Raw genomic sequence first — 12,207 nt, forward strand, 5'->3', positions numbered from 1 at the left:
ATTTCCGAGAAATGACGTTCGGATCACTCCGCCGCGAGCTTGACCTCAGGGGCAGCAGCGCGGACGTCGGCATCGACCTGGGCTTCGAATTTCGCAAAATTCTTCTGGAACATGCCGACCAGCGCGCGCGCGGTCTTGTCGAACTCGGCCTTGTCCTTCCAGGTGTTGACGGGGTTGAGGATGTCGCTGGGCACGCCCGGCAGCGCCGTCGGCACCGCAAAGCCGAAATACTTGTCGGTGCGGAATTCGACGTTGCGCAGCGAACCGTTCAGGGCCGCGGTCAATAGCGCCCGCGTCACCTTGATCGGCATCCGGCTTCCAGTGCCGTATTTGCCGCCGGTCCAGCCGGTGTTGACCAGCCAGCAATCGACATCGTGCTTGGCGATCAATTCGCGCAGCATGTTGCCGTAGACCGACGGATCAAGCGGGAGGAACGGCGAGCCGAAGCAGGTGGAAAATTCCGGCTGCGGCTCGTTGCCGAGACCGCGCTCGGTGCCCGCGACCTTGGCGGTGTAGCCGGACAGGAAGTGGTACATCGCCTGCGCCGGCGTCAGTTTTGCGATCGGCGGCAGCACGCCGAAGGCGTCGGCCGCCAGCATCACCACGTTCTTCGGCTGGCCGGCACGTCCGGTACGCGAGGCGTTCGGGATGAAGTCGAGCGGATAGGCCGAGCGGGTGTTTTCCGTCTTCGAACCGTCGTCGAAATCCGGCACGCGGGTGCGCTCGCCGAGCACGACGTTCTCCAGCACCGCGCCGAAGCGGTTGGAGGCCGCGAAAATCTCGGGCTCGGCTTCCGGGGACAGCTTGATGCACTTGGCGTAGCAGCCGCCTTCGAAGTTGAAGACGCCGTCCTTGCCCCAGCCATGCTCGTCGTCGCCGATCAGCGTGCGCTTGGGATCGGCCGACAAGGTCGTCTTGCCGGTGCCGGACAGGCCGAAGAAGATCGCCGTGTCGCCGTCGGGGCCGACATTGGCCGAGCAGTGCATCGGCAGCACGCCCTTGGCGGGCAGATAATAGTTCAGCGTCGTGAACACGCTCTTCTTCATCTCGCCGGCATAATAAGACCCGCCGATCAGGACGATCTTGCGGGCGAAATCGATCGCCACGACGTTCTCGGACTTGCAGCCGTGACGTTTGGGATCGGCGCGGAAGCTCGGCAAATCGATGATGGTCAGTTCCGGCACGAAGCTGGCGAGATCCGACGCCTCGGGGCGGATCAGCAGCGTGCGGATGAACAGCGAATGCCAGGCCAATTCCGTGAAGACGCGGGTCTTGATCTGGAAGGAGGGATCGGCGCCGCCGTAGAGATCCTGCGCGAACAGCGACATGCCTTCGGCGTGCTTGAGGAAATCAGCATAGAGCGCGTCGAACTGCTCTGACGTGATCGACTGGTTGCCGGCCCACCACATCTTTTCGGTGGAGGCGTCGCGCACCGTGAACTTGTCCTTCGGGCTGCGGCCGGTGAACTCGCCGGTGTCGGCGCACAGCGCGCCATCGGCGGAGAGCACGGCTTCGCCTGATGACAGCGAATATTGGTAGAGCTGCGGCGCTCCGAGGTTCCAGCGAACCTCTTTGAGCTTCTTTAAGCCAAATTTGTCGGCGCCAAAGGCACCGTTACGTAGACCCGTCTCTTGCACGAAGAACCTCCTCGAACCCGCGTATCGATTGCGCGAATGCCGCTAAACGCGCTTCTGTCGCGGTGACCACTGAATATAGCCTTCCGGCTCCGGTCCGGCGACCTAATACTTGGCAACGCCGTGCTTGCCAAGCCGATCCAACGCGTTTTGGTTTATTCCAGACAAGGCCTTGATCCAGATCAAACACTTGCTGCGGCGCGGGGACGATTGCGCACGCTCAACGCGCTACCATCAGCCGCGCGATAGCGCTACCATTCAATTATTGCGTCGCACAATCTGATTTAGCGGGTCGCGCCCTCGCCGATCAGCGCAAACGGCGCCCAGAACGCCGGATAGGCATTTCGGGGCGACGAAGGGTCGTTGAGATAGGCCAGCATCGACTGGCGCAGCGCCTCGGCCCGGCCAAGCTTCGGGTCAGCCTTGAGCCGATCGAAGGTCGATGTCGTCAGCCGGGTGGCGGCCGCGGAATCCACCGCCCAATGCGACACCAGCAATGCACGCGCGCCGGCATAGAAGAACGATCGCGCCAATCCCGAAAGCGCTTCGGCGCCAGGCTTGTCGCCGGCAATCGTATTGCAGGCGGATAGCACCACCCAATCGGCGTTGAGTTTCAGCTGCGCCACTTCGCTCGACGTGAGCAGGCCGTCGTCGAGTTCGGACGGCTGCTTCGGAATGCTGAGCACCAGCGAGGGCTCGGCGATCCCCTTGACGTCACCGGCGACAAGACCATGGGTCGCGAAATAGACGATGCTGTAATTGGCAAGCGGGGCGCGCTTCACATTGGTTTCGCTGGCGTTCTCGCCGAGATGAATATCGCTTTCGGAAACGCCGAGATCTTTTGCGACCGCATTGAGTTCGTCGGCGGTATCAGGCAGTTGCGACAGCACGCGAGAGAGCCGCGCGCGATCGACTCCGGCGCCTTGCCAGAAGTCGGTATAGGCGACGTTGGTGACGCCGCGCGCCGCGGACTTGATCGCCGCCGGCTTGGCCGTGCCGCGCTTGTCGCCGCTGCTATCCTGCAACGGATTGAACAGCGGATCGCCAAAACCGGTCATCGGTTTGGTGGTTTGATCCTTGCGGGCAATCGCCCGCAGCGTCTTCAGGCTTGCGACCGACGGCAACACCGACACCGCATGACGCTTGAGCAGCCAGGCGGCATCGCGGTAACCGTCGAGTTTTTCCGGGATCGCGGCCGGCGGCTTCTCCGTCACCAGCAAATGAAACGGCAGCGCCGTCAACGCGCCCGTGGGAACAATCAGAAGGCTGCGCTTGTCCTTCAACCGTGTCTCGACGCGACCCAGCAGGTGGTTGTACAGCCAGTGGGCGAATTCGAGATTGAACAGCGTGGATTTTCCGGACGAATCGCTGGCATTGGCGATATCCAGTCCACGGCGGAAATCGGCGACCAACTCATGCAGCCCTTCCGAGCCACGCCCGATCGGGGACCAGTCAAATCCCTCGCGCGTGATCGCAATGACGTAGCTGTCCTTTACCGTGACCGTGAGCAGCACCATCGCCTCATCGCCTGATAACAGCGACTGAATCTCCTTCACCGTCATTGGCAGCGGATTCGACAACGCGGCGTAATCGGGAAATTCCGCAGACAAGGTCTTTTGCAACGACGGGCGTTCGGTCGAAATGGCGGCAAGCCTGGCCTTGGTCTTCTGCTCGGCAGCAAGGTCTCGCTTCGATCGCTCTTTCGAGACCGCCGCCACCAGGGCCTTGTCGAGTGCTTCCGCTTCCGCGGCGAGATCCTGATCCCGGCGCACCAGTTCAGCGAGCCGATCGTTGCCCGCGGCCAGCCGCACCGCCAGCTTATTGACGGCGGACGCCGCCGACGACTGGGTGCCGCGCTGGATCGCATTGAGCATCGCATCCACCGCTTGATCGGTCGGGATCAACTGGTTGCGCTCCGCGTCCGCCAGCATCGGGAGCACGGCGCGGAGTTCGCCCCGCCCGTTCGCGACCAGCCGCAGCGCCAGCGGCAACGCCTTCTCCGGGTAACCCGTCTGGGCCTCGAAGAGCGCCAAATTGTTCATGGATCTGGCGGTATCCGGATGATCGGGGCCGAGCGCGCGTTCACGGATCGCCAACGCCCGCTCGAAAAGCCGCTCCGCATCACGGACCCGGTCGGTCGGCCCATCGTAGAGATCGGCCAGATTGTTCAGCGAACGCGCCACATCGGGATGATCGGGGCCGAGCACTTTCTCGCGGATCGCCAGCGAGCGCTTGATCAGCGGCTCCGCCTTCGCGAAATGGCCTTCGACCTTCTCGACCTGGCCGAGATTGTTCAGAAGCGTCGCGACCGCCGGATGCTCCGGACCCGCCGCTTTCTCGTAGATCGCCAGCGCGCGCCTGAACAACGGCTTGGAGTCGTCATGGCGGCCCTGCTTCTCGTAGTGGGTGCCCAGATTGTTCAGGGACTGCGCGACGTCGGGATGCCCGGACCCCAGCGATCGCTCACGGATCGCCAGTGCCCGCTTGAACAGCGGCTCAGCTTCGGCGTAGCGCTCCTGGCGCTGATAGAGCGCAGCGAGATTGTTCAACGCGGCAGCGATCTCCGGCGACTCGGCGCCGGCCGTCTTCTCCAGGATCGCGATGGCCCGCCTGGACAGCGGCTCGGCTTCAGCGTCCCGGCCCTGACTGCCATAGAGCTGCGCCAGATTGTTCAGCGCGGCTCCGATGTCGCGATGCGCGGGGCCGTATTTCATTTCCAGGGATTCGACCTGCCCCTGCGCCAGCGCAACAGCTTCGGCATATTTTCCGGCGCGGCTGAGCTCGTTGATTTTGGCGCTGACCGCCGCGGTCTCGCTCTTTTGCGCCGAGGACGGCGCGCTGAGGCAAGTTGTCGCCAGCAGCGTGAGGCACAGCGAAAATACCAAACGATTGCGGGAATTCATGATGCGGACTTGACCTTTGGCCATCTCGACGCGGGCGTCGATTAGGTCGCGCGAATAGCCGCAGCCGTTCAAACTCCACTTTTGCAAATTCCGCTTTCGCGTGGCGGCCTACGGCTTGGCGGGCTCTTTGGCCCGCGCCTCGCCCGCCAGCCGGACCAGCATCTTGCGCAGGGCGGTTCCATTGGTGACCCGTTCCGGGAAATCCAGCCGCAGCGTGGCGCGGCCTGCCTGCATGTCCATGCCATCGGGGTCGCAGCCGGTGCAGGTCCAGTCGGCGCTGTCGGCCCCGAGCAGGCGCGTGGCGTAGAGGTTCATGGCCTCGCGGTGGTCCTCGTTCATGTGTTCCACGGCGCCCTGCTCGGCTTCCAACAGCCCCTCGGCATCGCTGATATCGGTCAGGAACTGCTGGGGGGTCAGGTCGATGATCCGGCCAAACCCGGCGACCAGATGGGCGCCTATTGGTGCGATCCGGAAGAACGAAAAATCCTTAAATTCTACAAAGGCTTCCGCGGACGGATGGGCGTTGAGATAGCGCCGGCGCAGGATCTCGGCCTGGTCGCCTGTGGCCTCCTCGGCCCGCCCCGCCAGCATGATCCGGGCTCCCTCCAGCGGATCGCCGGCGGCGCGCTCGTCCAGCATCAGCGAGACCCTGTTATCGGCCAGGATATTCCTGGTGTGCAGCGCCAGCCGGGAGATCAGCAGGATCGGCGAGGCGTCAAAATGACAGGCGATATTGACCAGCGAACAATAGGGGTCGCCGCTGCCGGCCATCAGGGTTCCCAACGCGCCCTGCCGGCTGCGCCGCAGCAGCGAGCGGGCCAGTCTGGAAGGATTAAAATCAGCCGTCGGTTCCATAGGTTTTCCCAGCCATTTTACTGCAAAAAGGCCCTTTGCTCAGGCCTTGAGGGTGCTATATGGGTGCTACGCATCGTCCGCGGAACGTTTTCGCGGAACTCGGTCACACTTCAGCCCAGCTTGCATTGCTCGTAGACCGAATACGAAGCCCATTTATACGGCGCATGGCTGAGTTGCCCGCCGTTTAAGCCACTTCTCTTTCGAAAGCAGGCTCATGCCCACAATCGCCTTGGTCGATGACGACCGCAACATTCTCACTTCCGTCTCGATCGCGCTCGAAGCCGAAGGCTATCGCATCATGACCTATACGGATGGTGCATCGGCTCTCGATGGTTTCCGCACCTCGCCGCCGGACCTTGCGATCCTCGACATCAAGATGCCGCGCATGGACGGCATGGAGACGCTGCGGCGGCTGCGGCAGAAGTCTGATCTGCCGGTCATCTTCCTCACCTCCAAGGATGAAGAGATCGACGAATTGTTCGGCCTCAAGATGGGCGCCGACGATTTCATCCGCAAGCCGTTCTCCCAGCGCCTGCTGGTCGAACGCGTCAAGGCCGTGCTGCGCCGGGGACAGCCCAAGGATCCGACCGCCGCACCGAAGGAGCCGGATGCACGTGCACTCGACCGCGGCCTGCTGCGAATGGATCCGGAGCGTCACACCTGCACCTGGAAGAACGAGCCGGTGACGCTGACGGTGACCGAGTTCCTGATCCTGCAGGCGCTGGCGACGCGGCCCGGTGTGGTGAAAAGCCGCAACGCGCTGATGGACGCCGCCTATGACGATCAGGTCTATGTCGACGACCGCACCATCGACAGCCACATCAAGCGGCTGCGCAAGAAGTTCAAGGTGGTGGACGACGATTTCGAGATGATCGAGACGCTCTACGGCGTCGGCTATCGCTTCAAGGAAGCCTGATCTGCACTTTCGATACGGCTCGTTAACTGACGCCTTGGCGCGTCTGGGGTAGGATTGAGCGCGCGAGCAGCGCTTTGCAGGGACAGTCGAGACAACCGGCAGTTTTAGCCATTGCTAGATCGAACGCAGCCTGATCGAGGCCGGAACAGCGAGGATGCATCTGCGTCCCTCGATCGGGATTACGTTGCCGACGACAAGGCGCCCAACCAGGGCTGGCGGCGGCCGCTGGGCTGGTTGCGTCGCGCCGGACAATTCTTCTTTGCACTCTCTTTCTCGAGTCTGACCCGCCGTATCGTCTCGCTCAATCTGGCGGGCCTCGTCGCGCTGGTGGCAAGCATCCTCTATCTGTCGCAGTTCCGCGCCGGCCTGATCGAGGCGCGAGCGCAGAGCTTGCTGGTGTATGCCGAGATTATCTCCGAAGCGATCGCGACCTCGGCCACGGTCGAGGGCGGCACCATCACCGTCGATCCCGACCGCCTGCTCGATCTGAAGCCCGGAGAAAGCTATGGCATCCCGGACGAGTATTCCGACTTTCCGATCAACCCGGAGCGCGTCGCGCCGGTGTTGCGCCGCCTGATCGCGCCGACCAAGACGCGCGCACGTATTTTCGACCGCGAAGGCGGGCTTATCCTGGACAGCCGCAATCTGTTTGCCCGCGGCGACGTGCTGCGGTTCGAATTGCCGCCACCGTCGGCGGGCAAGCCCAATATTGCGGAGCGGACGCTGACCGCGATCCGCACCTGGTTCAATCGCGGCGACCTGCCGATCTATCGCGAACTCGGCCCCGAGGGCGGCAAAGGCTATCAGGAAGTCGCGCAATCGCTGGGCGGCCAGAAGAGCAGCATGGTCCGCGTCAATGAGCGCGGCGCGGTCATCGTGTCGGTCGCGGTGCCGGTGCAACACTTCCGCGCGGTGCGTGGCGCGCTGATGCTCACGACCCAGGGCGACGACATCGACCAGATGGTCGGTGCCGAGCGCTGGGCGATCCTGAAAATCGGCGGCGTCGCCTCCGCCGTCATGATCGTATTGTCGCTGCTGCTGGCGAGCACGATCGCCGGTCCAGTGCGGCGCCTGGCCGACGGCGCCGAGCGCGTTCGCCGCCGCATCCAGACCCGCGTCGAAATTCCCGACTTCACCCGCCGCCGCGACGAGATCGGCCATCTCTCCGGCGCGCTGCGCGACATGACCAATGCACTTTATAGCCGCATCGAGGCAATCGAGATGTTTGCCGCCGACGTCGCCCATGAACTCAAGAACCCGCTGACCTCGCTGCGCTCGGCGGTGGAAACGCTGCCGCTGGCGCGCAATGAAAACAGCCGCGCGCGGCTGCTCGCCGTCATCGAACACGACGTCAGGCGGCTCGACCGGCTGATATCAGACATTTCCGACGCCAGCCGCCTCGATGCCGAACTGCAGCGGCAGGATATGGCGCCGGTCGATTTCAGGCGCTTGCTGACGACGCTGACCTCGGTCGCCAATGAAACCAAGCTCGGCCACGACGTCTCCGTCGAGGCGCGCTTCGAGGGCCGCAGCCCGGCCGATACCTTCTCGGTGCCCGGCCATGATTCGCGGCTCGGCCAGGTCATCTCCAACCTCCTGTCGAACGCTCAATCGTTCTCCCACGCCGGCGGCAAGGTGCGCATCGTTTGCCGCCGCGTCCGTTCGGAAATCGAAATCGTGGTCGACGACGACGGCCCGGGCATCGGCGAGGATGCGCTCGAGCGCATCTTCGAGCGCTTTTACACCGACCGGCCGCATCAGGGTTTTGGCCAGAATTCCGGCCTCGGGCTGTCGATCTCCAAGCAGATCATCGAGGCCCATGGCGGGCGTATCTGGGCGGAAAACCGCGCCGGTCCGGCCGACTCCGACGGCAACCCGACGGTATCGGGCGCGCGCTTCGTGGTCAGGCTGCCGACGCCATGACGGAGAATGCCAGCGTGCACGCCTCCGCCGTGCTGGTTGGCGACCGCGCCGTCCTGATCCGCGGGCCGTCGGGTTCCGGCAAGTCACGGCTGGCCTTCGACCTGATTCTGGCCGGCCGTACCGGCCAGGTTCCACCGGCCATTTTGGTGGGCGATGACCGTGTCCATCTCGACACACTGGCCGGAGAATTGTGGGTCCGCCCGGCGGCCGAATTGGCCGGCCTGATCGAAATCCGGGGCCTCGGGATTCGCCGCTGTGATTGCGTCAGCGAGGCAGTAGTCGGTCTGGTTGTCGATCTCGCGGCTGATGACGCGGAACGGCTGCCGCCGCCGGAAGCCCTCGAAGTCAGCCTTAATGGTGTTTTGATACCGAGAATCCCTGTCGGAACCGGCTTTCAGCCCCTTCCGCTGGTTGTCGCGGCGCTGACGACAACTGAAAGTTCACCTTCCGGTAATAATACGGCCGATTGTGTGAAGGGGTTTGGTAACCATATAAGCCCCACTATCGCGACCGAATAAGACCGGCGCAGGCTCCCCTCTCTGCCACCAAGTTTCCGGGAGAATAGCCAAGATGCCCTCTTGCGCGGGGCCTCTGGATGGTCAAAGTGGCGCGTTCGTGCGGTGCACCAAAAGCACCCGCGAGGAGTTTCCGATGATTGGTCTAGTGCTTGTGACCCATGGGCGCCTTGCCGACGAGTTCAGGGCGGCGCTCGAACATGTCATGGGTCCGCAGAAACAAATTGAAGCGATTACGATCGGAGCCGAGGACGACTCCGATTTGTGTCGAAGCGACATTATCGAAGCGGTGAATCGCGTCGACAGTGGCGATGGGGTTGCTATCCTTACCGACATGTTCGGTGGCACACCCTCCAACCTGGCGATCTCCTGCATGAGCCGCCCCAAGGTGGAAGTACTCGCAGGTATCAACCTTCCCATGCTGGTGAAGCTTGCCAAGGTGCGCGAAGAGCGCTCGCTTCCGGACGCCATTGCGATGGCCCAGGAAGCCGGTCGCAAATACGTCACCATCGCCAGCCGCGTACTCGCCGGCAAATGAGCGACGAGGCCGCGCCCGGAAACGACGTCGGGCCGAGCGTGCCAGCCGGCGCCATTTCCCGCGAACTTCTCATCATCAACAAGCGCGGACTGCATGCGCGCGCGTCGGCCAAATTCGTCCAGATGGTCGAGCGTTTCAACGCCGAGGTCTGGGTGACGCGCGGCAACGAGACCGTCGGCGGCACCTCGATCATGGGATTGATGATGCTGGCCGCGGGCCCCGGCACCACGGTGGTGGTTTCCGCTGTTGGCCCCGAGGCGCAGGCCGCGGTCGATGCGATCGCGGGTCTCGTCGCCGACAAGTTCAACGAAGAAGGCGTGTGAGCGCTAGTCTAGACTAGACGCTCGTAGCGCTGCGCTCTCGTAGGGTGGGCAAAGGCGCAGCTGCGCCGTGCCCACCATCCGTCCAGATCATCGCCGTGAATGGTAGGCACGCTTCGCTTTGCCCACCCTACGAATCATCTCAAAACGGATTGGTGACGATGCCGCCGTCGGCGCGCAGCGCGGCGCCGTTGGTGGCGCTTGAGGCTTTCGAACAGACGTAGCAGATCAGATTGGCGATCTCCTCGGGCTCGGCGTAGCGCTGCAACAGCGAGGCCGGCCGCCGTTCGCTGAAGGTGCGCGCGACAAGGTCGTCGACGGTCGTTCCCATGCCCTTGGCACGCGCGGCCAGCCGCACCGGCGCCATCTCGACCCATGTCGGCCCCGGCATGACCGAATTGACGGTCACGTTGGTCGCCTTGGTGAGTTCGGCGGCGCCGCGCGCCACCACGAGCTGGGCGGCCTTGGAGAAGCCGTAGTGAACCATCTCCTTGGGAATGAAGACGCCGGATTCGCTGGAGACGAACACGACGCGGCCCCAATCCTTGTTATCAAGCATCCGCTTCAGATAATGCCGGGTGAGGCGCACGCCGCTCATCACGTTGACTTCGAACATCCTCGTCCAGTCGGAATCCTCGATATCGAAAAATCCTTTCGGCTCGTAGATGCCGAGATTGTTGACGAGGATGTCGACTTCAGGAAATTGCGCTGTAAGCGCGGCGCAGCCTTCGGCGCCTCCGAGATCGACCGCCGCCGAGTGCACCTCGGCAGCAGGCGCAGCTTGCCGGACCTTTGTCATGGCTTCAGTGACAGCAGCTTGCTCGCGTCCGTTGACGATGACTTCCGCGCCCATCCGCGCAAGCCCGATGGCGGTTGCGAGCCCGATGCCGCGCGTCGAGCCGGTGACCAGCGCGGTCTTTCCGGTCAAATCGAGATTCATAACGTTGCACTCCCAAATTTTCTTGCCCAAAATTTCTTGTTCGCGGCTATTTCTTTTCCGGCGGCACCACGATCACGTTCCAGATCGTGGCGGGGCCCGGCCCCCCTGAGAAAAACCTTCGTGTCGTGATCACCATGCGCTCGCCATTGGCGGCATGGTCCTTCATCCATGCCTCGCATTTTTCGAACTTCCAGTCGCCGGTTTCGCAGATCCCGATAAAGCCGGATCGCTTGGCCTCTTCGAGCGAGGTCAGCCCCGACGACCACGGCTCGTACGGCGTCAGGACCGCCGGATGATCGACGCCGTAGAAGGTGACGGGGTGGCCGATATCACTGTAGGCCGCAACCACGGGCAAGGCTGAGAAAAACCGCCGGTGCCAGACTTCCGTCAGCTCACGCGCAAGTTCGGAGCGCGCCCGGTAGCTGGCGCCTTCGTTGCGATGCTGGCCGGCATCATAGGCGGCGATCTGCGGCGATAGGATCAATACCGCCAGCGTCAGCACCAGCCAGGTCGCGGTCAGCCGCAGCAACGCGATGCTCCGCACGCGCAGCGCCGGGATCGCGATCAGCGCCAGCGGCACCAGGAAGAACAGCGGAATGCCCCAATCGGTCTTTATGTAGATCTGGAACAGCACCGCGCCGAGTGGCGGTCCGATCGCGACCACCGCCTGGATCAGCCAGACATTGAGTGCCTGCGTGGTGTTCACACGGGCATTCGCACCGCGCGACCAGAATGCAAAAGACGGCTTGCGCCAGCGCGACGGCCACGCCAGCGCTACTCCCGCCAGCACCACCGGCAACGCCAGCAGCGCCAGATTATGGCCGACATAACCGAGCGCAAGGTTGTCGATCATGCGGCGGTCGGTGATCGAATAGATTTCGCCGGCATAGGTGAACGGGACGAAATTCACGTCCCTCAGCCAGATCAAATGCGGGGCCATCGCCACGACGAGCACGAAGATTGCCACCCACGGCGCCGGCGAGCGCAGGAATTGCAGGCGCTGCGGGTGGATCAGCGCGGCGAGGCCGATAGCGCCGATCATGGTCAGCGCCCAGTATTTGGTCATCAGCGCCAGCGCGCCGGCGATCCCAAGCAACCATCCGGATTTCACGCTGCGCTTCTCGAATGCGTCGAGATAGGCCAGCACCAGAAGCGGCAGCGTCACCAGCTGCAGCAGGTCCGGATTGTACTTGAAGCCCTTGAAGTTGAAGATCGGATAGAGCGCGAGCATCACCACGACGAGGAAGGCGCGGCGGTGATCGACCACGCGCAGCGCCAGCAGCCAGCAGATCACGAGCCCCAGGCCCAGCGTCGCCATCGCCAGCGCATAGGCCGCCCAATCGGTGACCGGAAACACCCTGAACCAGGCGCCCGCCACCCATCCCGACAGCGGCGGATGCTTGCCATAGCCGAACAGGAACTTCTGGCCCCAGCCGAACGCCTCGGCGACGTCCATATGGATGTCCTGGCCGGTCTTCAGATTGACCAGGATCAGCGTCCAGAGCGCGGCATGGACCACGGCAAAGCCGCTCACCAGCCACAAAGCGCCCTTGGGGTCGCTGGCGCATGAGGCCAGCCATGCCGCCAGCCGCCGGACGGACAATCTGCGCCTGGAACGCGCGGCGGCGGGTAAAATCGATGCAGTCGACATGGAGGAGTGCGT

At 63.4% G+C, this 12,207-nt stretch carries 10 protein-coding genes; 5 read left to right on the forward strand and 5 right to left on the reverse strand.

What is annotated here, in order from left to right; all coding sequences use genetic code 11:
* Positions 1–23: 23 nt before the first annotated feature.
* The 3 genes from JQ567_RS16850 to JQ567_RS16860 form a co-directional block, all read right to left on the reverse strand.
* Complete coding sequence (locus tag JQ567_RS16850) at positions 24–1,637, reverse strand: phosphoenolpyruvate carboxykinase (protein ID WP_212439861.1); 1,614 nt, start codon at positions 1,635–1,637, stop codon at positions 24–26.
* A gap of 281 nt (positions 1,638–1,918) precedes the next feature.
* Positions 1,919–4,537: a CHAT domain-containing tetratricopeptide repeat protein gene (locus tag JQ567_RS16855; protein WP_212439925.1), complete on the reverse strand. Its 2,619-nt coding sequence runs from the start codon at positions 4,535–4,537 to the stop codon at positions 1,919–1,921.
* Between the two features lie 108 nt (positions 4,538–4,645).
* Positions 4,646–5,392 carry a HugZ family protein gene (locus tag JQ567_RS16860; RefSeq protein WP_212439862.1) on the reverse strand — a complete coding sequence of 249 codons (747 nt, stop codon included), beginning with the start codon at positions 5,390–5,392 and terminating at the stop codon, positions 4,646–4,648.
* Positions 5,393–5,606: 214 nt separating this feature from the next.
* On the opposite strand from JQ567_RS16860, the gene JQ567_RS16865 reads away from it, so the two are divergent.
* The 5 genes from JQ567_RS16865 to JQ567_RS16885 all read left to right on the forward strand — a co-directional run bounded on the left by JQ567_RS16865 (position 5,607) and on the right by JQ567_RS16885 (position 9,607).
* Complete coding sequence (locus tag JQ567_RS16865; protein WP_016843287.1) at positions 5,607–6,308, forward strand: response regulator transcription factor; 702 nt, start codon at positions 5,607–5,609, stop codon at positions 6,306–6,308.
* 111 nt (positions 6,309–6,419) lie between these two features.
* Positions 6,420–8,231: a sensor histidine kinase gene (locus JQ567_RS16870; protein WP_212439863.1), complete on the forward strand. Its 1,812-nt coding sequence runs from the start codon at positions 6,420–6,422 to the stop codon at positions 8,229–8,231.
* Positions 8,228–8,749 carry an HPr kinase/phosphorylase gene (locus JQ567_RS16875; RefSeq protein WP_212439864.1) on the forward strand — a complete coding sequence of 174 codons (522 nt, stop codon included), beginning with the start codon at positions 8,228–8,230 and terminating at the stop codon, positions 8,747–8,749. Before JQ567_RS16870 ends, JQ567_RS16875 begins: the two co-directional genes overlap by 4 nt.
* A 133-nt stretch (positions 8,750–8,882) precedes the next feature.
* On the forward strand, positions 8,883–9,284 hold the full coding sequence (locus tag JQ567_RS16880; protein ID WP_021076632.1) for a PTS sugar transporter subunit IIA: 402 nt from the start codon (positions 8,883–8,885) through the stop codon (positions 9,282–9,284).
* Entirely contained in the window at positions 9,281–9,607 is a 327-nt protein-coding gene (locus JQ567_RS16885) for an HPr family phosphocarrier protein (RefSeq protein ID WP_212439865.1), read from the forward strand. The genes JQ567_RS16880 and JQ567_RS16885 overlap by 4 nt, the downstream gene beginning before the upstream one ends.
* Before the next feature lie 139 nt (positions 9,608–9,746).
* On the opposite strand, the gene JQ567_RS16890 is transcribed toward JQ567_RS16885, so the two are convergent.
* The gene (locus JQ567_RS16890; protein WP_212439866.1) at positions 9,747–10,544 is read right to left on the reverse strand and encodes an SDR family NAD(P)-dependent oxidoreductase; all 798 of its coding nucleotides are present in this window, start codon (positions 10,542–10,544) and stop codon (positions 9,747–9,749) included.
* Between the two features lie 46 nt (positions 10,545–10,590).
* Positions 10,591–12,195: a glycosyltransferase family 39 protein gene (locus JQ567_RS16895; RefSeq protein ID WP_212439867.1), complete on the reverse strand. Its 1,605-nt coding sequence runs from the start codon at positions 12,193–12,195 to the stop codon at positions 10,591–10,593.
* Between the last annotated feature and the right edge of the window lie 12 nt (positions 12,196–12,207).

The organism is Bradyrhizobium sp. AUGA SZCCT0431, assembly GCF_018131065.1.
Classification (GTDB): domain Bacteria; phylum Pseudomonadota; class Alphaproteobacteria; order Rhizobiales; family Xanthobacteraceae; genus Bradyrhizobium.